Annotated in this window: 24 protein-coding genes; 12 read left to right on the top strand and 12 right to left on the bottom strand. The window is 71.3% G+C overall.

The window, feature by feature from the left end; genetic code table 11:
* Positions 1-62 precede the first annotated feature (62 nt).
* The 5 genes from ACE3Q8_RS05175 to ACE3Q8_RS05195 all read right to left on the bottom strand — a co-directional run bounded on the left by ACE3Q8_RS05175 (position 63) and on the right by ACE3Q8_RS05195 (position 4,587).
* Positions 63-1,871, bottom strand: coding sequence for a M2 family metallopeptidase (locus ACE3Q8_RS05175; protein WP_374469180.1), 1,809 nt, complete (start codon positions 1,869-1,871; stop codon positions 63-65).
* 86 nt (positions 1,872-1,957) lie between these two features.
* On the bottom strand, positions 1,958-2,572 hold the full coding sequence (locus tag ACE3Q8_RS05180; protein WP_374469181.1) for a carbonic anhydrase: 615 nt from the start codon (positions 2,570-2,572) through the stop codon (positions 1,958-1,960).
* Positions 2,573-2,620: 48 nt separating this feature from the next.
* Positions 2,621-3,265, bottom strand: a complete 645-nt coding sequence (maiA, locus tag ACE3Q8_RS05185) for a maleylacetoacetate isomerase (RefSeq protein ID WP_374469182.1) — start codon at positions 3,263-3,265, stop codon at positions 2,621-2,623.
* Positions 3,265-3,945, bottom strand: a complete 681-nt coding sequence (locus ACE3Q8_RS05190) for a fumarylacetoacetate hydrolase family protein (protein ID WP_374469183.1) — start codon at positions 3,943-3,945, stop codon at positions 3,265-3,267. The genes maiA and ACE3Q8_RS05190 overlap by 1 nt, the downstream gene beginning before the upstream one ends.
* Before the next feature lie 42 nt (positions 3,946-3,987).
* The gene (locus tag ACE3Q8_RS05195; protein ID WP_374469184.1) at positions 3,988-4,587 is read right to left on the bottom strand and encodes a DUF4142 domain-containing protein; all 600 of its coding nucleotides are present in this window, start codon (positions 4,585-4,587) and stop codon (positions 3,988-3,990) included.
* Positions 4,588-4,653: 66 nt separating this feature from the next.
* Between ACE3Q8_RS05195 and ACE3Q8_RS05200 the strand changes: the two genes are divergently transcribed.
* Entirely contained in the window at positions 4,654-5,862 is a 1,209-nt protein-coding gene (locus ACE3Q8_RS05200; RefSeq protein ID WP_374469185.1) for a CaiB/BaiF CoA transferase family protein, read from the top strand.
* A 145-nt stretch (positions 5,863-6,007) separates the two neighbouring features.
* On the opposite strand, the gene ACE3Q8_RS05205 is transcribed toward ACE3Q8_RS05200, so the two are convergent.
* Positions 6,008-7,393: an HWE histidine kinase domain-containing protein gene (locus tag ACE3Q8_RS05205; RefSeq protein ID WP_374469186.1), complete on the bottom strand. Its 1,386-nt coding sequence runs from the start codon at positions 7,391-7,393 to the stop codon at positions 6,008-6,010.
* Positions 7,394-7,607: 214 nt separating this feature from the next.
* On the opposite strand from ACE3Q8_RS05205, the gene ACE3Q8_RS05210 reads away from it, so the two are divergent.
* The 3 genes from ACE3Q8_RS05210 (at position 7,608) to ACE3Q8_RS05220 (ending at position 8,589) form a co-directional block, all read left to right on the top strand.
* Positions 7,608-7,913 (top strand): hypothetical protein, encoded by a 306-nt coding sequence (locus ACE3Q8_RS05210; protein ID WP_374469187.1) that lies wholly within the window; start codon positions 7,608-7,610, stop codon positions 7,911-7,913.
* Entirely contained in the window at positions 7,910-8,314 is a 405-nt protein-coding gene (locus tag ACE3Q8_RS05215; protein WP_374469188.1) for a hypothetical protein, read from the top strand. Before ACE3Q8_RS05210 ends, ACE3Q8_RS05215 begins: the two co-directional genes overlap by 4 nt.
* Before the next feature lie 101 nt (positions 8,315-8,415).
* Positions 8,416-8,589 (top strand): DUF1328 domain-containing protein, encoded by a 174-nt coding sequence (locus ACE3Q8_RS05220; RefSeq protein WP_374469189.1) that lies wholly within the window; start codon positions 8,416-8,418, stop codon positions 8,587-8,589.
* 6 nt (positions 8,590-8,595) lie between these two features.
* On the opposite strand, the gene ACE3Q8_RS05225 is transcribed toward ACE3Q8_RS05220, so the two are convergent.
* From ACE3Q8_RS05225 to ACE3Q8_RS05235, 3 genes are read right to left on the bottom strand one after another with little or no spacing between them, the layout of a single operon-like run.
* On the bottom strand, positions 8,596-9,381 hold the full coding sequence (locus tag ACE3Q8_RS05225; protein ID WP_374469190.1) for a metallophosphoesterase: 786 nt from the start codon (positions 9,379-9,381) through the stop codon (positions 8,596-8,598).
* A 1-nt stretch (position 9,382) separates the two neighbouring features.
* Positions 9,383-10,267 carry a diacylglycerol kinase family protein gene (locus ACE3Q8_RS05230; RefSeq protein ID WP_374469191.1) on the bottom strand — a complete coding sequence of 295 codons (885 nt, stop codon included), beginning with the start codon at positions 10,265-10,267 and terminating at the stop codon, positions 9,383-9,385.
* A gap of 6 nt (positions 10,268-10,273) precedes the next feature.
* Positions 10,274-10,618 carry a hypothetical protein gene (locus ACE3Q8_RS05235; protein ID WP_374469192.1) on the bottom strand — a complete coding sequence of 115 codons (345 nt, stop codon included), beginning with the start codon at positions 10,616-10,618 and terminating at the stop codon, positions 10,274-10,276.
* A 125-nt stretch (positions 10,619-10,743) separates the two neighbouring features.
* Here ACE3Q8_RS05235 and ACE3Q8_RS05240 point away from each other — a divergent pair, with 125 nt between their 5' ends.
* The 4 genes from ACE3Q8_RS05240 (at position 10,744) to ACE3Q8_RS05255 (ending at position 12,638) form a co-directional block, all read left to right on the top strand.
* Positions 10,744-11,088, top strand: a complete 345-nt coding sequence (locus tag ACE3Q8_RS05240) for a YMGG-like glycine zipper-containing protein (protein WP_334161119.1) — start codon at positions 10,744-10,746, stop codon at positions 11,086-11,088.
* Between the two features lie 135 nt (positions 11,089-11,223).
* Positions 11,224-11,673 (top strand): OmpA family protein, encoded by a 450-nt coding sequence (locus ACE3Q8_RS05245; protein WP_374469193.1) that lies wholly within the window; start codon positions 11,224-11,226, stop codon positions 11,671-11,673.
* A gap of 420 nt (positions 11,674-12,093) precedes the next feature.
* Positions 12,094-12,306: a hypothetical protein gene (locus ACE3Q8_RS05250; protein ID WP_374469194.1), complete on the top strand. Its 213-nt coding sequence runs from the start codon at positions 12,094-12,096 to the stop codon at positions 12,304-12,306.
* 11 nt (positions 12,307-12,317) lie between these two features.
* On the top strand, positions 12,318-12,638 hold the full coding sequence (locus tag ACE3Q8_RS05255; protein WP_374469195.1) for a hypothetical protein: 321 nt from the start codon (positions 12,318-12,320) through the stop codon (positions 12,636-12,638).
* Positions 12,639-12,779: 141 nt separating this feature from the next.
* Here ACE3Q8_RS05255 and ACE3Q8_RS05260 read toward each other — a convergent pair whose 3' ends face one another.
* Positions 12,780-13,583 (bottom strand): response regulator, encoded by an 804-nt coding sequence (locus ACE3Q8_RS05260; protein WP_374469196.1) that lies wholly within the window; start codon positions 13,581-13,583, stop codon positions 12,780-12,782.
* A gap of 177 nt (positions 13,584-13,760) precedes the next feature.
* Between ACE3Q8_RS05260 and ACE3Q8_RS05265 the strand changes: the two genes are divergently transcribed.
* The 4 genes from ACE3Q8_RS05265 to ACE3Q8_RS05280 are packed head-to-tail and all read left to right on the top strand — an operon-like array spanning position 13,761 to position 16,530.
* A complete protein-coding gene (locus ACE3Q8_RS05265; RefSeq protein WP_374469197.1) occupies positions 13,761-14,006 on the top strand; it encodes a NepR family anti-sigma factor in 246 nt (81 codons plus the stop codon).
* A complete protein-coding gene (locus ACE3Q8_RS05270; RefSeq protein ID WP_374469198.1) occupies positions 14,006-14,611 on the top strand; it encodes a sigma-70 family RNA polymerase sigma factor in 606 nt (201 codons plus the stop codon). Before ACE3Q8_RS05265 ends, ACE3Q8_RS05270 begins: the two co-directional genes overlap by 1 nt.
* 17 nt (positions 14,612-14,628) lie before the next feature.
* Entirely contained in the window at positions 14,629-16,347 is a 1,719-nt protein-coding gene (locus ACE3Q8_RS05275) for a sensor histidine kinase (protein ID WP_374469199.1), read from the top strand.
* Positions 16,348-16,392: 45 nt separating this feature from the next.
* The gene (locus ACE3Q8_RS05280; RefSeq protein ID WP_374469200.1) at positions 16,393-16,530 is read left to right on the top strand and encodes an entericidin A/B family lipoprotein; all 138 of its coding nucleotides are present in this window, start codon (positions 16,393-16,395) and stop codon (positions 16,528-16,530) included.
* 68 nt (positions 16,531-16,598) lie between these two features.
* Here the strand turns inward: ACE3Q8_RS05280 and ACE3Q8_RS05285 are convergent, their stop codons facing one another.
* Positions 16,599-17,411: a protein-glutamate O-methyltransferase CheR gene (locus ACE3Q8_RS05285; RefSeq protein WP_374469201.1), complete on the bottom strand. Its 813-nt coding sequence runs from the start codon at positions 17,409-17,411 to the stop codon at positions 16,599-16,601.
* The gene (locus tag ACE3Q8_RS05290) at positions 17,408-17,776 is read right to left on the bottom strand and encodes a response regulator (protein ID WP_374469202.1); all 369 of its coding nucleotides are present in this window, start codon (positions 17,774-17,776) and stop codon (positions 17,408-17,410) included. Before ACE3Q8_RS05290 ends, ACE3Q8_RS05285 begins: the two co-directional genes overlap by 4 nt.
* Between the last annotated feature and the right edge of the window lie 3 nt (positions 17,777-17,779).

The following is a 17,779-nucleotide window of genomic DNA, read 5'->3' on the forward strand; positions in this document are numbered from 1 at the left end:
CCCGCTGAAAGGTTAACGGGCGGGGGAGGCCGGGCGCGACCGCCCTCCCCCGCCGCGTCAGCCTACCAGCCGCAGGTCTCGCCGCGGTTCTGGCGCACCAGCCAGGCGTTCAGCGGCTGGAAGTAGTCGGCCACGGCGCTGGCGTCCGTCCGGGTCTCGCCCGTGAAGGTCTTCAGCGTGTCGGGCCAGGGCTGCGACTGGCCGAGCGCCAGCATGGTGTTGAGCCGCTGGCCCACCTCCTTCTGGCCATAGATCGAGCAGCGGTGCAGCGGGCCCTTCCAGCCGGCCTGCTTGCAGGCCGCGCGGTGGAACTGGAACTGGTAGATGTGGGCCAGGAAGTAGCGCGTGTAGGGCGTGTTGCCCGGCACGTGGTACTTGGCGCCGGGGTCGAAGGCGTCGGCCGGACGCGTGCCCGGCGGGGTCAGGCCCTGGTACTGCAGCCGGAGCTTCCACCAGGCCTCGTTGTAGTGCTCCGGCGTAACCTCGCCCGAGAACACCTGCCAGCGCCAGCGGTCGACCAGCAGGCCGAACGGCATGAAGGCGATCTTGTCGAGGGCCATCTTCAGCAGGAACGGGATGTCCTCCTCCGCGCCCGGGGCCTTTTCCAGCAGGCCGATCTGCTGGAGGTAGGTGGGCGTCGTGGCCGACAGCGCGGCGAAGTCGCCGATCGCCTCGTGGAAGCCGTCGTTGGCCGAGTTGCGGAACAGCACCGGCTGATCCTTGTAGGCCCGCTGGTAGTAGTTGTGCCCGAGCTCGTGGTGGATGGTGGTGAAGTCCTCAGCGTTCACCTTGGTGCACATCTTGATGCGGATGTCGTCCTTGTCGTCCACGTCCCAGGCCGAGGCGTGGCAGACGACTTCCCGGTCCTGTGGACGGGTGATCAGCGATCGCTCCCAGAAGGTCTTGGGCAGGGGCGAGAAGCCCAGCGACGAGTAGAAGTTCTCGCCGGTCTGGACCATCTTCACGGGCGTGTAGCCCTTCTGGACCAGCAGGTCGTCGAGGCTGTAGCTGGAGGTCACGCCCTTCGGCTGGACCACGTCATAGATGTTGCCCCACTGCTGGGCCCACATGTTGCCCAGCAGGTCGGCGCGGATCGGGCCGGTGCGCGGCTGCACGGCGTCGCCGTACTGGGCGTTGAGCCGGGCGCGCACGTAGCAGTGCAGGTTCTTGTAGAACGGCTCCACCTGCTTCCACAGGCGGTCGGTCTCGGCCGCAAAGGCGTCCGGGTCCATGTCATAGTTGGAGCGCCAGAGCGCGCCGGTGTCCTTGTAGCCCAGGCCCACGGCGCCCTCGTTGGAGAGCGCGACGAAGCGGGCGTAGTCCGGCTTCATCACGGGCGAGATGGAGTGCCAGCCTTCCCAGGCGGCCTTCAGCTCGGCCGGGTCGCGGGACTTGGCGAGCACGTCCTCGGCGTCATTCAGGGTGATCTGCTTGCCCTGGTAGGTGAACTTGCCGGTGGAGTAGGTGGAATCCAGCTTGGTCAGCAGGCCCGACAGCTCCTCGGCCGCGCCGGGCCGGTTCGGGGCCGGCGAGACCAGATAGAGCTTCAGCAGCTTCAGCTTGCGGGCGGTCACCGCGTCGGTCTTCACGCCGTTGAAGCGCGCGGCCTCCATGGCCAGCCGGGTCGCGGTCTCGTTCTGCTCGGCCGAGGCCTTGGCTTCCAGCCACTGGGTGTCGGCGGTGATGAAGTTGGCGCGCACCCAGGCCGCGCGGGCGGCGAAGGCGTTGACCCGCTCGAGCTGGGTCTCGGCGTTCTCCACAAAGGCCTTGGCCTCGGCGGCCGTCGGCTGAGCGGCGCGGGGCTGCGCCACGGCCGGTCCGGAGGCGAGGAGAAGGGCGACGGCGCTCGCCGCCAACAGCTTGGATTTCATCGCTATTCCTTGAGCGTTTCGGGCGTCGTCTGCGGACGCCGCAGGTGGCGCGGATGGGAAGCCTCCGCGCCACGCCCCGTCAAGGGTCAGCCCAGGCGTTCGAGGTCTTCGAGACCGCTGACGGCGACATTGAGGTCGGTCACGAGGCCGTTGGCGATGGAATAGACCCACCCATGGACGCACAGCGTTTGGCCACGCGCCCAGGCGTCCTGGACGAAAACGTCGGAAGCCACGTTGCGCACCTGGCGGATGACGTTGAGCTCCACGAGGCGATCCCAGCGCTTCTGGTCGTCGCCGATGCCCTCCAGCTCGTGCCGGTGCTCCTGGTGCACCTCGCGGATCGGATGCAGCCAGTGGTCGACCAGGCCGCGGCGCTTGCCGTCGACCGCGGCGGCCACGCCACCGCAGCCGTAGTGGCCCACCACCAGGATGTGCTTCACCTTCAGCACGTCCACGGCGAACTGCAGCACCGACAGGTAGTTGGCGTCCTGCGGCGGAGCGAGGTTGGCGACGTTGCGGTGAACGAACAGCTCGCCCGGGTCGAGGTCGACGATCTCGTTGGCCGGCACGCGGCTGTCGGAGCAGCCGATCCAAAGGTACTCGGGAGCCTGCTGGCCCTCGAGCCGCTTGAAGAAGCCGGGGTCGGCGGAGATCTTCCGCTCCGCCCAGCGCCGGTTGTTGGCTTTCAGATCTTCGAGCATGGCGCGCCTCTAAGCTCTAGCGGGGGACGGGAGCAAGTTCCCGCAGGGTCAGGCAGGTTGGGCGTCGGGCTGGCGGTCGGGATGCGCCGCGGCGAAGGCCGGATGCTCCGCCGCCCGCTGCGCCACGCCGGCGATCGCCGGATAGGGGTCCAGCCACACGCCGTAGCGGTGCGCGGAATAGACCTGGGGGATCAGGCAGCAGTCGGCCAGGGTCGGGCTGGCGCCGAACGCAAAGCCGCGCCCGTGGGCGGTGACCATCGGCTCCAGAGCCGCGAACCCGTCGTTGATCCAGCGCTTCGACCACACGTCTCGCCCCGCGGCGTCCACGCCGAGCGCCGTGAGCTGCTGCTGGACCCGCAGGTTGTTCAGCGGGTGGATGTCGCAGGCCACGATGGCGGCCATGGCGCGGACCAGCGCCCGGTCGGCGGGGTCCTTCGGCAGCAGCGCCGGCTCGGGATGGGTCTCCTCGAGCCATTCGAGGATCGCCAGGCTCTGGGTGATCACCCGCCCCTCCGGCGTGGTGAGCGCGGGGATCAGCTCCTGCCGATTGATCGCCTTGTAGCCCTCGGAGTGCTGGACGCCCTCGACGAGGTGCACGGGCGCATAGTCATAGGCGACGCCCTTAAGGTTCAGGCCGATGCGCACCCGATAAGGGGCGGTGGCGCGCCAGTAGCTGTGCAGGAGAAGGGTCATCAGGCCACCTCGAACGCCAGGCGGCCGACGCCCTCCACCTCGCCCTCGACCCGGTCGCCGCGGAGCAGAGGGCCGACGCCTTCCGGCGTGCCGGTGAAGATCAGGTCGCCGGGCGCGAGCCGCCACAGCTTCGAGGCCTCCGCGACGATCTCGGCGACGTTCCAGATCATGTCCGCGACGGTGGCGTCCTGGCGCGTCTCGCCGTTCACCGAGAGGCGGATGCGGCCCTGCGGCGGCGCGCCGGTCCAGGGCCGGATGGCCGAGATGGGGGCCGAGGCGTCGAAGCCCTTGGCGGAGTCCCAGGGCTGGCCCTTGTCCTTGGCGGTGGACTGCAGGTCGCGGCGGGTGAGATCGACGCCGACCGCGTATCCGTAGACGAGGTCCAGGGCCGCCTCGGGCGCCACGTCGGCGCCGCCGCGGCCGATGGCCACCACCAGCTCGATTTCGTGATGCAGGTTCGCGGTGCGCGGCGGGTAGGCGGGGTTCGCGCCCGGGGTCACCACCGCGTCGGCGGGCTTGGCGAAGAAGAACGGCGGGTCGCGGTCGTCGCCGCCCATCTCCCGGCGGTGCGCGGCGTAGTTGCGCCCCACGCAGAGGATGCGGCGCACGGGGAAGGCGGCGGCCTGCCCCTCCACGGGGACGGTGGGTACGGGCGGGGCTTCGACGACGAAGGCGGTCATGGTCAGCGGCTTACGCCGCGCGGCGGCGGATGGGAAGCGCCGCTAGCGGAGCTGTTCCAGCAGGCTGCGGGCGAGCTCGAGATGATGCCGCACGACGCCGGCGGCCTCGGCGGCGAAGGCGCGCAGCGAGGTCACGTCGCCGTCCTCGGCGTAGCCCTGCAGCAGGGCGAGCGCCTCCTCGTGAGCTCGCACCTGGGCCTCCATGAAGCGGCGGTCGAAGTCCGCGGTGGCCGACGACAGCTCGGTCAGCGCCGCCTGCTGGCGCCCCGCTACGCCATCGGGCGCCGACAGGGTGCGGCCGGACTCGGCGACCGCCTTGCGGAGCTTCGCCGCCGAGGTGGTGTGGTCGGCGACCAGCATGGCCGCGAAGCCGCGGACCCGGGTGTCCTGCGCCCGCGTCGCGCCGAGCCGGCCGCTGGCGATCTCGAAGGCGTCGCCGCTCGCCGCCGCGGCGACAAAGGCCTCCGGCGGCGGCGCAGGCGCGGGCGGGGCCACCGTCACCACGTCGCGCACCTCGGACTTTGCGGCCTGGGCCTCGGCCATGGCCCGGGCCCGCTCGGCCCGGTCGCCGGAACAGGCGGCGAGCGCGAGGAGCGCCGCCGGGATCGACAGGCGCCGCAGGGTGATCATTGACAGAGGCATGGGCCGACGGCTCCACCTTGGCTCCGCAACCTCAACCCGCGCCCGACGCCACCGTTCCGAGATCCCATGTCCGACCCCGCCGCCACCGGCCCGCTTTCCGACCTCGTCGTCATCGAGATGGGGACGCTGATCGCCGGCCCGTTCTGCGGCCAGATTCTCGGCGACTTCGGCGCCGAGGTGATCAAGATCGAGGATCCGAAGACCGGGGATCCCATGCGCCAGTGGGGGCGCAGCCTTCCCAAGGGCCTGTCGCCCTGGTGGCCGGTGATCGGGCGCAACAAGAAGTCGGTCGGGCTCGACCTGCGCACTCCGGAGGGCCAGGAGATCGCCCGCGCCCTGATCGCCAAGGCCGACGTGGTGATCGAGAACTTCCGGCCCGGCGCCATGGAGAAGTGGGGCCTGTCCTACGAGAGCCTGGCGGCGGAGAACCCGCGGCTGATCATGGCTCGGGTGTCGGGGTTCGGTCAGACCGGTCCCTATTCGCAGCGGGCGGGCTACGGCCTTATCGGCGAGGCCATGGGCGGCCTGCGCTACGTCACCGGCGAGCCGGACCGGCCGCCGGCGCGGGCCGGCATCTCCATCGGCGACAGCCTGGCGGCCATGCACGCGGTGATGGGCATCACCATGGCGCTGCACCACCGCGAGCGCACGGGTCGCGGCCAGGTGATCGACGCGGCCCTCTACGAGAGCGTCCTGGCGGTGATGGAGAACCTGGTCACCGAGTACGACCTGACCGGCTACGTGCGCGAGCGGTCGGGCTCGATCCTGCCGGGCATCGCGCCCTCGAACGCCTATCCGTGCGCCGGCGGCGAGATGATCCTGATCGGCGGCAACGGCGACACCGTCTTCGCCCGGTTGGCGGAGGCCATGGGCCGGCCGGACCTCAAGGCCGATCCGAAGTTCGTCGACCACGCCAGCCGCGGACGCAACCAGACCGAACTGGACGACATCATCGCGGCCTGGACGCGCGGCTGGGCCCTTGCCGATCTCCTGAAGCTGCTGGAGGTCAAGGGCGTGCCGGCGAGTCGCGTCTATCGCGCGCCGGATATGCTGGAGGATCCGCAGTTCGCCGCCCGCGACGCCATCGTCAGCACCGAGCACCCGGTGTTCGGGACCATCCGGATGCAGAACGCGTTCCCGAAGCTCTCCGCCACCCCGGGACAGGTGCGCTGGCCGGGACCCGCCCTGGGCGAGCACACGGAGGCGGTGCTGCGCGAGCGGGCGGGGTGTTCGGTCGAGCGGCTGCAGGCGCTCCGGGCCAAGGGCGTCATCTGACGCCGGAGATCTGAGGGTCGGGTCGCTTGCTTCCGGGCGATGTCCCTGGGCCGCCGGTCCGGCCCCTGCGGTTGCCGCAGGTCCCCCATGGCCCCGCATTTACAGCGTAGCTTTCCGCAACGCGAGGCGGCGCCTTGTCTCAGGGTCAACCTGCGCGCAGCAGCTCCGCCACGGCGGCGGCGACCTGGGTCACGTCGTAGGGCTTGCGGATGACCGGCGCGTCGAAGCCGCCGGGCGCGCCGCCGGTCTCGCCGTAGCCGGTGGCGAAGACGAAGGGCACTTGCCGCCGGGCCAGAGCCTCGGCCACCGGTGTCACGGAGCGACCGTTGAGGTTGGCGTCCAGGACCGCCGCGTCGATCGGCCGGTCGAGGAGCGCCATGGCCTCTTCCAGCTCGTAGGCCGGACCGATCACCTCCGCGCCCGCTTCCGACAGGCTGGTCTCCAGCTCGAGCGCCAGCAGCACCGCGTCCTCGACGATCAGCACGCGCGAGCCTTTCAGGTCGGCCGGGCCGCTCGAGGCGACGATGGTCTCCGTGCTCCGCGCCGCGGGCGCCTCGGGCACCGTCTCCGGGCGCGGCGCGACCGCGGGGGCGCCGGCGCGCAGCCGGGCGTAGACGCCCCCGGGGCGGTATTCCACCAAGGTGTCGCCGTTCAGCTCACGGCCGGTGACCTGCTCCAGCAGGGTGGAGCCGAAGCCCCGGCGCACCGGCGGCTGGACGCGCGGGCCGCCGCTCTCGGCCCAGGTGAGCTCGAAGCCGCCGCCGGTGTGCGCCCAGCGCACGTCCACGTGGCCGGCCTCGGCCGACAGCGCGCCGAACTTCACCGCATTGGTGGCGAGCTCGTGCAGCGCCAGCGACAGGGCGTTGGCCGCACGCGGAGTCAGGAACAGCTCCGGTCCGTCCCAGGTGGTCTGCCCCGGGGCGAGAGCGCCGAGCTCGGCGGCGACGAGGTGCTCCACGGCGGCCCCGCGCCAGCGCGCGGCGGTCAGCAGCTCGTTGGCCGAGCCCAGCGCCTTCAGCCGGCCGGCGAAGTTGGCCAGGAAGCTCTCCAGCGAGGTGGTCCGCTTGGCGGTCTGCTGGGCCAGGGCCTGGACCGCGGCGAGCACGTTCTTCACCCGGTGGTCCAGCTCCGCCATCAGGGTCTGGCGGTGCTCCTCCTCGATCTTGCGCTCGGAGATGTCCTGGATGATCCCGGCCACGTGGGCGGGCCGGCCATCGGATCCCATGGTCACCACGCCGGCGATGCGGACCCAGATGGTCCGCCCGTCGTCGGCCCGGACCTGCCGGAATTCGGCCTCGTAGCGCCCCTCTGCGCCCAGGTTGCGGCTGCGGCCGTCGAGGTACTGAGGCAGGTCGTCCGGATGGACGTAGCGGTCGAGCGCACGGCCGCCTTCCGCCGGCATCTCGCCGGCGGGCACGCCGGTGATCTCCGCCATGCGCTTCGACACAACCAGCACGTCCCGGGTCAGGTCCCACTCGAATTCGCCGAGCCCGGCGGCTTCGAGCGCGAGTTCCAGACGGTCGTGGTTCACTCTGAGGTCCACCCCATGGCGTACTGCATGGGCGAACATAGGACCCAATGACGCACCGCGCGACAGGAACCGTACGTTGCCCACAGCGTTTGGGGCCGCGAGGAACGAGAAGAAGCTCCGCCTTTGCTCCGAGGGCGGAACCCGTCTAGCATGTGCGGCGTTCAAGGTGGCGCTTCCCGGCGCCTACCCGGGGTCCTTCTTCGGAGACATCCACATGCCCGCGAACGCCGTTGACGAGGCCAACGACGCCACCCTGTCCACGAGCGACAGCAAGCGGCTGGCCGCCGAGGCCCAGCGCACCTTCACGGAAGCCCGCGCCAAGATCGAACAGGTCGTGCAGGAAGGCCTCGAGCAGCTCCGCGCCCAGAGCCGCGTCTACGCCGACACGGCCGGCCAGCAACTGGACGTGGCCCAGCAGTACGTCAGCGAGCGCGTCAAGGAACGTCCTCTGGCCGCCACGGGGGCCGCGCTCGGTGTGGGCGTGCTGATCGGCCTGCTGCTGTCCTCCGGGCGCCGTTGAACCCGCAGAAGATCCTGAGACTGCTGGCCGCCGCCGCCGCGATCGCGGCCGCGGCGGTCGTGGTCGTCGTGGCCGCCTCGTTCGCGGTCTATGCGGCGTTCAAGCCGTTTGTCGGCCCTGCGTGGGCCGCCGCCATCGTGGCCGCCGTCTTCGCCCTGTTCGCCCTGCTGGTGGCCCTGTCGCTCTCGGCCAAGGCGCGGCCCAAGCCCATGCCGCCCGAGGAGCAGGGCCTGCTGCCGCGGGTCATCGAGCTCGCCCGCGAGCGGCCGATCGTGGCCGCGGGCGCCGCCGTGGCGGGCGCCATCGTGCTGGCCCGCAATCCCAAGATCGTCACCACGATCCTCAGCGCCGCCATCGCCGGCCGCGCCGCCTCTGCAAAGCCCCCCGAACGGCGCCGCTGAGCGGCCTCGGGAACAGCCTCGCTTCCAGCCGCGTTGATCTGCTGAGCTATGTTGCTCAGTACTCGATCGACTCGCCTCCCAGGCGAGAAAGGAGAACGCCAATGCTGGGTTGGGCTCTGACTTTCCTGGTGGTCGCCCTGATCGCCGCGGTTCTTGGTTTCACCTCGATCGCGGGCGCGGCCATGGGCATCGCCAAGATCCTGTTCTACGTCTTCCTGGTGCTGTTCCTTGTGTCCATCGTCATGCACTTCGTACGTGGACGAGGCGTACCGTGACCCCGATCAGATAGGACGACGGTCCAAGGACCAGGTCCTGTAGGGCTCGTACTTCGAGCCCCCCCAAACGAGGGCGGCGACGCGGATCGCCGCCCCTTCTATTTCCACCACATTGAACCCCGGCGGCACGCCCCGCTCGCGCACCGAGAGGGTGCCGGCGCCCACCGCGTAGGTCTTCCCGTCGCCGAAGGGGTACGGCCATGTGAAGGGCGCGTGGATGTGGCCCGAGAGGACCAGGTCGACCTTCGCCTCCGCCAGTGCCCGCGCCGCCGCCTCCCCGCCCCAGACCTTCGCCGTCATCGGCCCGCCGATCATCTCGATCAGGGGATGGTGGCAGACCATGATCCGGAAGCATTCCGCCGGCGCCTGCTGGAAGAAGCGCGTGGCCTCGCGCACCTGCCCGGCGGCGATCTGCCCCTTCGACCAGTTGAGACGCGGCTGAGGGCCGCGCGCAGTGTTGACGCCCCGCACGGCGAAGCCGCCGCCGACGTAGCTCTGCGCCCACGCCGGCCCGATGGCCCGCTCGAAGCGGCGGAAGGGCACGAACAGCCGTTCGGCCACGGCGATGTAGGGGGCGTCGTGGTTGCCCGGGGTGACGAGCTGCGGCCCCTTCAGGCCGGACAGCCATTCGGCGGCGGCCTCGAACTCCACCTTCTCGCCGAAGCGGGTGAGGTCCCCGGACACGATCGTCAGGTCGAAGCCGCCGGCGTTCACATAGTCCCCGGCCGCGGCGACGGCCGCCTGGTTCTCCCCGCCGAAGTGGATGTCCGACAGGTGGGCGAAGCGGATCACGTCAGACGTCCTTGGGAATCGACAACACCCTGACGACATCCGGCCGGTAGCGCACTTCGGCCAGCGACTTCAGCCGCACGGACTCGCCGTCGAGGATCGCCGGGATCCCGTCCGCCGCCCAGATGCGGGCGAGCCGGCACTTCTGCACCAGCACATTGGGGTCGTCGCGCCAGTCTCCGGTGAGCGCGTGGAAGCCGAGCTTGAAGGCGTCGAGCGCCCCGTTCAGGTCCAGGGCGGCGGCCTCGAGGACCTGCTCGTCCTCGGCCAGCGCGCGCGACGCCAGGGGACACATGAAGGTCAGCGCCTCGGCCTTCTCCCGCTCGCCGGTGTCGAGCACATAGCGGAGCCGCCCGGAGAAGGCGCGGCGGGCGGCGCGGCGGGCGCGCAGGAAGGCGAGCTTGGGCTTGCCGTAGCGAGCCGCCTCCCGGGCCGGGGCCCAAAGGGCGGGCGAGCCGAAGATGCCGGCGACGAGAAACTGGTGGCCCTCGACCTCGCCGCCGCCCAGCATCCGCTCCTCGCCCTGGGCGAGCGCGATGGAGAGCGCGTCCTGCCACGGACGCACGCCGTAGATGGCGTGGGGCAGCATGTTCATGGTCCCGCCCGGCAGCGGCGCGACCATAGGCCCGGACGGGCCGCAGAGCTCCGCAGCGGCGCGGGCGGTGCCGTCGCCCGCCAGCACCACCAGCAGGTCCGGCGCGGCGTCCACGGCCGCCCGCAGGCAGTTGGTGAGGTCTTCTTTCGCCGGCGCGCAGACGTGGGCGTCGACGCCGTAATCGGCGAAGATCTTCTCGATCTGCTGCGGCGCGTCGGCGTTGACGCTGCCGGAGGCGACGTTGGCGATCGCCTCGACGCGGCGGATGCGCGTCACGCCCCCCTGCTGCAGCATGGCGTCCTAGCTTGCCGCGTCCGCCGTGGTGGTCGCCGCAGCGTCCACGGACCGGCCGGCGCCCTGGATGGCTTGGCCTGCGTTGGAGGCGGCGTCGCGCACCGCGGGCTCGGCGCGGTCGGCCGCGACGGTCAGGTTCTTGTCCACCACCCGTCCCGCGCCGCTGAACGAGCCGTTGAAGGCGGCCAGCGCCATCAGCGCCAGGCCGACGGCGGCGGCGATCACGGTCAGGGTCATCAGGACCGGGTGGCGCTTGCGCGTCGCGCGCTCGTCGCGGCGGCCGCGTTCGTAGGCTTCGCGCAGGTCGGCCTTCAGGTCGTCCGCTGGCGCATCTCGGCGATCGCCGACCATGGTTGGTCCTCCTGGATAGTGTCCTTGCGCGCCTAACGATGGCCGCGGGCGACGGGTTCCGGCGGAACTGCTAAGCTTGCACCCGCGTTAGGGGCCGCAGGGGACAAGCAAGGAGAGCCAAACACATGCTCAAGCCATTGATCGCCCTCGCCGGGGCCGGCGTTCTGGCCGCCGCCTGTACGTCGACCGGCAACGTGGAAGGTAACGCGGCCGGCGGGGCCGCGCTGGGCGCGCTCGCGGGCGCGGCCATCGGCGCGGTGTCCGGCGACGTCGGCGTGGGCACCGGCGCCGCGGTCGGCGCGGGCGTCGGCGCGGTCGCGGGCGCGGTGAAGGGTTGCCGCGAGGACGGCGGCTGCGGCGCGGCTCCGGCCAATCGCCAGCAGTACTATGACGAGCGCGCGGGCCGCTATTACTACTACGACCCGGCCACGGGCCGTTACTACTGGTCCGACGGCACGCCGCGCTACTAGGCGGCGACGCGCCATGGAACGGCGAGGGCGGCCGGTCGATCCGGCCGCCCTTTGTCGTGCTCGCCGCGGATCGGCGGCGACGAGATCCTGCTGGTGGATGGGCGGAGCCCCTGAGCCCGCCCGGGGAGGGGTAAGATGAACTTTGCAAGGACCGCGGCGGTGGCCGCCCTGGTGGCCGGGCTTTCCGCCTGCGCGACCGTCGAACGCGCGCGGGATCGTATCGTCCGCGCGCCGGACCGCTGCACGGACCGCACCGTGCAGATCTATTTCGAGCCCGGCGTCGCCGAGGTGACCCCGGAGGGCCGAGCGGTGATCCGCCAGGCCGCCGACGACGCGCGGGGCTGCGAGGTCCGTCGCGTGGAGGTGATGGGCCTGGCGGATGCGGCAGGCGCGCCGGCCGCCAACCTCGAGCTCTCGAAGCGCCGGGCCCAGTCGGTTACGGCCGCCCTGGCCAACGCCGGCCTTCCGGCGGGCGAGTTCGCGCTGGCCGCCGCCGGCGACACCGGCGCAGCGACCCCCGACGGGCGCACCGCGCCGCTTCGCCGGCGCGTGGACGTGATCCTCAGGCTCGGAAGGGCCGGCTGATCTGAACGGGCCGCTACGCCTGGGCGCGGCGGCCCCCGCTGCGCGCATAAAGAAAGGGCGGGCCCCTTGGGACCCGCCGGAAGTGTGCATCATCGAGAAAAGGGGTGCGGAGACGGCAGACTGGCATGATCGCCAGTCTCAAGTCGGGGGGGGCGTCGCCGCCTCCGCACACCTAGAAACACGCTCCGCCGAAAGCCGTTCCGGCCGCCGTGAAAAAAAGTTGGAGAAAGTTGCGCGCGCCGGCGAGCAGCGCTCTAGCGGCGGCGGCCACGAGCCTCCACCTTATCCACAGGCCTTGAAAATTCAAGCGTTTCTGCAGCTTCGCCATTCGCCGTGCGGCCAGGGAACGGCGGCTTTGGCGACGCGTTAGCTCCTCGGTGGGCGAACGGCCCCGCCGGGTCCGCGAGGGAACGCTTCCACATGCGCAACTCTTTCGCCACGCGCGGCGGCTTCGTTCTGACGAAGACGCCCAGCCATCGCCAGCAGGTGGCGCGCCGGCGCCTCGCGGTGATCGCGGCCTTCGCAGGCCTGGCGATCGCCAGCGGCGTGATCGGCTCTCTGACCGCCCGCTCCGACCGTCTCGATCCCGGCCAGCCGTACTTCGGCCCGTCCAGCTATTTCCCGTCTGAGTAAGGAGCTCCGTCATGGCGCTTTCGCGCGCAACCCAACGGCCGACCGTGGGAGCGACCCGCGCCCGGCAAGGCCGCCTCGGCCGTCACGTCCTCTGGGTCCTGGTGTTCGGCATCGCCCTGGTGGTGCTCGGCTTCTTCGCCGCCTTCACCTGGAAGTCCGGCGACCTGGCCTCCACCGAGCCGAACAACGCCCGCGAGGCGGCTGACGCCCGCGCGTTCAACGCGCCCGAACCGGCGCCGGTGAACACACAGCCCTACCAGAAGGACGCGTCCATGCAGACGCCGCCGGCGAAGACGGTGAGCGAAGCGCCTCCCGCGCCCGTCGGCCAATAACCCGCAACGAACGACAGCAGACGGCCGCCCCACCGGGCGGCCGTTTCTTTTGGTTTGCGCCGCCCGATCGAGCAAAGAGAAGGGCGCTGCAGCAAGCCGCAGCGCCCTACCCCACCATTATTCTCGTCTTGGAGCCCCGCGTCAGGCGGCCTGCTTGGACGCCTTGCGCGGGTGGAAGAACAGGGCCTGGCCGATCGCCGCCTTCACCGTTTCCGGCTGGAAGGGCTTGGTGATCAGGAAGGTCGGCTCCGGACGCTCACCGGTCAGCAGGCGCTCGGGGAAGGCGGTGATGAAGATCACCGGCACGTCGTAGCGCGCCAGGATGTCCTTCACCGCGTCGATGCCCGAGGAGCCGTCGGCGAGCTGGATGTCGGCCAGCACCAGGCCGGGGGTCTTGCGGGTGACCGCATCCACCGCCTCGGTGCGGGTGGCGGCGATGTCGACCACGGTGTGGCCGAGCTCGCGGACCAGCGCCTCGATGTCGGCGGCGATCACCGGCTCGTCCTCGATGATCAGGACGTCGGTGGCGAGCTCGGCGTCGATCTCGGCCTGGGCCTCGGCGATCAGCTTCTCGACCTCGGCGAAGTCGGTGCCCAGGATCTGGGCCGCTTCGGAAGGGGTGAAGCCCTCGAGGGCGGTGAGCAGGAAGGCCTGGCGCGACCGCGGGGCGATGCGCATCAGCCGCCGCGTGGTGTCGTCCGACGAGGAGCCGTCATCCTCGGCCGGGCCTTCGAGCTGGGCGCCCGACGTGCACCAGATGGCGTGGAAGACATGGTAGAGGGCGACGCGCGGGGTCAGGTTGGCCTCGAGCACACGCTCGCCGGCGGCCAGCGCCTCAAGGGCCACGCGGACGTAGTGGTCGCCGGTCGTCTGATCCCCGGTCAGCGCGCGGGCGTATCGGCGCACATAGGGAAGATGCGGCGCCAGACGGGCTAGAAGACTCAAGGGTGACCCCTCCCGTAGTGTAGACATCGGAGCATGGCAGCGGCGGACGCGGGAGCACCCCCGAACCGCAACCCCATCATGGGGCAAAAACGCCACGGGTGGGAACCGGTTCCCAAGACTCGTGGTTTTCCGCATCTTGTCTGCAGCCATCCGGGAACTCGGGACGGGAGTCGGGCGTTGAGCGGCGACGAGGATGCAAAGAGGGGGCGGCCGCCGCGTGAGCGGAGCGCCGATGCCATGATCGAACAACGCCCATCCGAGGAACGGCGCAAATCTTCCGCCGCTCTGGACGAAGCCCGCCTGCGGCAGCAGGCGATTGGCGTGCGCCTGCGTCAGATGTTCGACGAGATCGTCAACGAGGACGTGCCCGAAGAATTCCTGGAGATCCTGCGCCGCGCCGACAGCCGGTCGGAGACCCGCTGATGCCGGAGGCCAACGACAAGCGCCCGTCCCGCGACGGGACGGACGACGCCGCCTTCAAGCGTGAGCTTGTCCAGCTCATCCCGCACCTGCGCGCCTTCGCCCGCACCCTGTGCGGCGACCCGGCCGCGGCCGACGATCTGGCGCAGGACGCCATGATGAAGGCCTGGGACGCCCGCGCCAGCTTCCAGATGGGCACGAACATGAAGGCCTGGACCTTCATGATCCTGCGCAACCAGTTCTATTCCGAGAAGCGCCGGTCCTGGCGGCAGAGCCAGCTCGATCAGGAGGCCGCCGAGCGGACCCTGGTGGCGGTGGACGATCCGGAGGCCCCCGTCGCGCTCGACGAGCTGCGCCAGGGACTGGCCATGCTGCCGCCCGAACAGCGCGAGGCGCTGATCCTGGTCGGCGCTGGCGGCTTCGCCTACGAGGAAGCGGCAGAGATCTGCAACTGCGCCGTCGGCACCGTGAAGAGCCGCGTCAGCCGCGCCCGTCGCGCGCTGCACGCGATCCTCGACGAAGGGAACTACGAGCGCGATGGCGCCGCCGCCGGTGACGCCATGCGGTCTATCCTGGCCGACGCGGAGCGGCTAAGCACCGTCCGTTGAGGACGGGAATTCGGGCCATGAAGGGCCTGCCGAAGGGATCGCTGAGCACGATCCGGGTCCGGTTGACGGCGGCCCTGGCCGCCGCGCTGCTGCCCGTGCTCCTGCTCGGCGTCATTCAGGCGGCGATCGCCTACCAGCGCGAAGGCGCGGAGCTGCGCGACAGCCTGGGCTTCGCGGCCCAGCGCAGCGCCGCGGCCGCGCGCGCGCGCGTGGAAGGCGGCGAGATCCTCCTGCAGACGCTGGCGCCGGCCTCGATCGGCTTCCAGTGCGCCCAGCGCCTCGAGCAGGCGACGCGGCGTATCCCCGGCTACCTTAACCTGATCCGGTTCGGCGCAAACGGCGGCGTGGCCTGCGCCGCGCGCGGCGTGCCGGGCGACCCGCAGCGCGCCGCCCGCCCCTGGTTCCGCAGGCTGGCCGCCGGAGACCCGCTGGTGATCACGCCCGCCGCCGGCACCGCCTACGCGGGCAAGCCCGCGGTGATCGCGGCGGTGCGCGCCAACCGGCCCGACGGCGGCTTCGACGGCGCACTGGCCGCGGTGATCGCGCTTTCCAGCCTGCAGCCCACCGTGGCCGATCCGGCCCTGCCGCAGGGCGCCGAGGTGGCCCTGCTCGACCAGACCGGCCGCACCATCAGCACCACCAACCCGCAAGCGCTATCCGGCCTGCCCGACAACTGGCGGACCGAGGCGCAGACCGAAGGCGCCGCCGTCTGGTACGGCGAGGACCGCGCGGGCCAGCGGCGCGTCTACTCCGCCGCGCCCGTGGTCGGTCAGGAGGTCTATGTGGTGCTCTCGGCCCAGTCGCCGGGCGTGCTGTCCTGGGCCCGGCTGAACCCCCTCACGGGTATCCTCTTCCCCCTGCTCACCTTCGTGCTGGCGCTCACCGCGGTGACGGCGGTGACCGAGCGGGTGGTGGTGCGCTGGATCGCCTACCTGCAGCGCATCGCTTCGCTCTACGCCCGCGGCCGGCTGAGCGTCCGTCCCGTGCAGGCCGAGCAGATGCCCCCCGAGATCCGGGACCTCGCCGAGACGCTGGAGGACATGGCCGACGCGATCGTGGGCCGCGACGCCTCCCTGCGGGACAGCCTCGCGCAGAAGGACGCGCTGATGCGCGAAATCCACCACCGGGTGAAGAACAACCTGCAGGTCATCTCCTCGCTGCTGAACATGCAGCAGCGGGCGCTGTCGGACCCGGCCGCGCGCGCGGCCATGAGCGACACCCGCCAGCGGATCACGGCCCTCGCCCTCATCTACCGCGCCCTCTACCAGGGGCCGGACCTGAAGCGCGTGGACCTGCGGCCGTTCCTCGAGGAGCTCACCGCCCAGCTCGTCGCCGGCGAGATGCTGCACGGCCCGCCGGTGCGCACCGACCTGCAGGTGGACGCCCTGGTGATCGATCCCGACCGCCTGGCGCCGCTGGCGCTGTTCGCTGTGGAGGCGATCACCAACGCCCAGAAGCACGCCTTCGCCGAGCGCGGCGGCACGCTGACCCTGCGCTTCGTGGTGCAGGGCGAGGAGGCGGTGCTGGAGATCTCCGACGATGGCGAGGCGCCCGACGACGCCCTGGTCGCCTCGGGCGTCGGGCGCACCCTGATGACCGCCTTCGCCCGCCAGCTTCGCGGGCGCGCCGAGCTGATCCGCAACCCGGAAGGCGGCATCACCGCGCGGCTGATCTTCCCCACGCTGGGCGCGGAGACGCCTTCTCCTCAGACCGCCGGGAACCAAGCTGCAGCGTGATCCGTTTGGCGGGCGCTGAGTAGCGACTCCCCGGGAGAATTAGGAATGCGCAAGATCGTTGTGATGGCGGCCCTGACCGCCAGCATGTTTGTCGCGGCCTGCAACACCGTTGCTGGCGCGGGCCGTGACGTGCAGGCCGCCGGCTCGGCGGTCACCGAGACCGCCAACGACGCCAAGAACTAAGGGCTGGCGTCCTTACGAGCTCTGGAGCCCCGTCGCCGAGAGGCGGCGGGGCTTCTGCCGTTTCGGGGTCAGGCGGCCGCGCGGGCCGCTTCGGCCGCGCCGTAGACTCCCGGCAGCCCGAGCGAACCGAAGCCAGGCGGCGCCTCCGCCTCTCCCGCCCCAAGCACCAGGCAGCCGCCCTCGGCGACCGCCCCCGAGAGGCCGGCCAGCACCTGCTCGCGCGCGGCCTCGGTCAGCCCGGGCAGCACCTGGCGGCAAACCACCACGTCGAAGCGGCCGAGCCGGGCGGCGTCCTCCAGCAGATTGGCGCGCCGCCAGCGCACCATCTGGCGTACGCGCGGGGAGAGGGCGAAGGCCTCGTCGCGCTTCTCGAAGTGCCGGACCAGCAGCCGGGCGGGCAGGCCGCGCTGCACCTCGAACTGGGAGTAGAGCCCGCCCTGCGCCTTCTCGAGCTCCCGCTCGGAGAGCTCCGAGGCGAACAGCTCCACCCGCGTGCCGGCGATCGGAGCATCGGCCAGCATCATCGCCAGCGAATAGACCTCCTGGCCCGAGCCGCAGGCCGCGCACCACACCCGCACAGGCTCGCCGTCACGCTGGCGGGCCAGCGTCGGCAGCACCTGGTCGCGCAGCAGGGCGAACACCTCGGGATCGCGGAAGAAGCTGGCGTCGCGGTGGGCCATGGCCTCCACCACCGCCCAGACCAGCCGCTCCTCCTCGCGGTCGCGGAGCGCCTGCAGCAGTTCGGCCACCGAGCCGAAGCCCTCGCGGCGGGCGACGGGGGCGAGCCGGCTCTCGATCAGGTAGTCCCTGGCCGGATCCACGGCGAGGCCGGCGCGCTGCTCGCACAGCCGGGCCACAAGGGCGCGCTCGCCGGGCGTCATGCGCTCACCCCGGCCGCCGCTAGCTTGTAGGCCATGATCTCCCCGTCGAAGGGCTTCATGATGTATTCGTCGGCGCCCTCGTCGAGGGCCTCGCGGATGCGGTCGAGGTCGTTCTCCACCGAGCAGAAGACCACCTTGGGGGCCTGGCCGCCGGGCTCCAGCCGCAGCCGGCGCAGGAAGTCGAGGCCACCCATCACCGGCATCTGCCAGTCGAGCAGCACCACGTCGGGCATCACCACCCGGCACCAGGACAGCGCCTCCGCGCCGTCGGCCGCCTCCGCCACCTCGAAGCCGAGCTCCTCGAGGATGCGGCGCGCCACCTTGCGGATCACGCGGCTGTCGTCGACGACGAGGCAGGTCTTCAAAAC

This window comes from Phenylobacterium sp. (assembly GCF_041913825.1).
Taxonomy (GTDB): domain Bacteria; phylum Pseudomonadota; class Alphaproteobacteria; order Caulobacterales; family Caulobacteraceae; genus Phenylobacterium.

Bases quoted from the DNA above. Each gene is read 5' to 3' on its own strand.
- ACE3Q8_RS05210 (WP_374469187.1), top strand. From the start codon at position 7,608: ATGCCCGCGAACGCCGTTGACGAGGCCAACGACGCCACCCTGTCCACG.
- ACE3Q8_RS05235 (WP_374469192.1), bottom strand. From the start codon at position 10,618: ATGGTCGGCGATCGCCGAGATGCGCCAGCGGACGACCTGAAGGCCGAC.
- ACE3Q8_RS05195 (WP_374469184.1), bottom strand. From the start codon at position 4,587: ATGCCTCTGTCAATGATCACCCTGCGGCGCCTGTCGATCCCGGCGGCG.
- ACE3Q8_RS05255 (WP_374469195.1), top strand. From the start codon at position 12,318: ATGGCGCTTTCGCGCGCAACCCAACGGCCGACCGTGGGAGCGACCCGC.
- ACE3Q8_RS05245 (WP_374469193.1), top strand. From the start codon at position 11,224: ATGAACTTTGCAAGGACCGCGGCGGTGGCCGCCCTGGTGGCCGGGCTT.
- ACE3Q8_RS05280 (WP_374469200.1), top strand. From the start codon at position 16,393: ATGCGCAAGATCGTTGTGATGGCGGCCCTGACCGCCAGCATGTTTGTC.
- ACE3Q8_RS05250 (WP_374469194.1), top strand. From the start codon at position 12,094: ATGCGCAACTCTTTCGCCACGCGCGGCGGCTTCGTTCTGACGAAGACG.
- ACE3Q8_RS05190 (WP_374469183.1), bottom strand. From the start codon at position 3,945: ATGACCGCCTTCGTCGTCGAAGCCCCGCCCGTACCCACCGTCCCCGTG.
- ACE3Q8_RS05200 (WP_374469185.1), top strand. From the start codon at position 4,654: ATGTCCGACCCCGCCGCCACCGGCCCGCTTTCCGACCTCGTCGTCATC.
- ACE3Q8_RS05175 (WP_374469180.1), bottom strand. From the start codon at position 1,871: ATGAAATCCAAGCTGTTGGCGGCGAGCGCCGTCGCCCTTCTCCTCGCC.
- ACE3Q8_RS05285 (WP_374469201.1), bottom strand. From the start codon at position 17,411: ATGACGCCCGGCGAGCGCGCCCTTGTGGCCCGGCTGTGCGAGCAGCGC.
- ACE3Q8_RS05270 (WP_374469198.1), top strand. From the start codon at position 14,006: ATGCCGGAGGCCAACGACAAGCGCCCGTCCCGCGACGGGACGGACGAC.
- ACE3Q8_RS05230 (WP_374469191.1), bottom strand. From the start codon at position 10,267: ATGCTGCAGCAGGGGGGCGTGACGCGCATCCGCCGCGTCGAGGCGATC.
- ACE3Q8_RS05220 (WP_374469189.1), top strand. From the start codon at position 8,416: ATGCTGGGTTGGGCTCTGACTTTCCTGGTGGTCGCCCTGATCGCCGCG.
- maiA (WP_374469182.1), bottom strand. From the start codon at position 3,265: ATGACCCTTCTCCTGCACAGCTACTGGCGCGCCACCGCCCCTTATCGG.
- ACE3Q8_RS05240 (WP_334161119.1), top strand. From the start codon at position 10,744: ATGCTCAAGCCATTGATCGCCCTCGCCGGGGCCGGCGTTCTGGCCGCC.
- ACE3Q8_RS05275 (WP_374469199.1), top strand. From the start codon at position 14,629: ATGAAGGGCCTGCCGAAGGGATCGCTGAGCACGATCCGGGTCCGGTTG.
- ACE3Q8_RS05180 (WP_374469181.1), bottom strand. From the start codon at position 2,572: ATGCTCGAAGATCTGAAAGCCAACAACCGGCGCTGGGCGGAGCGGAAG.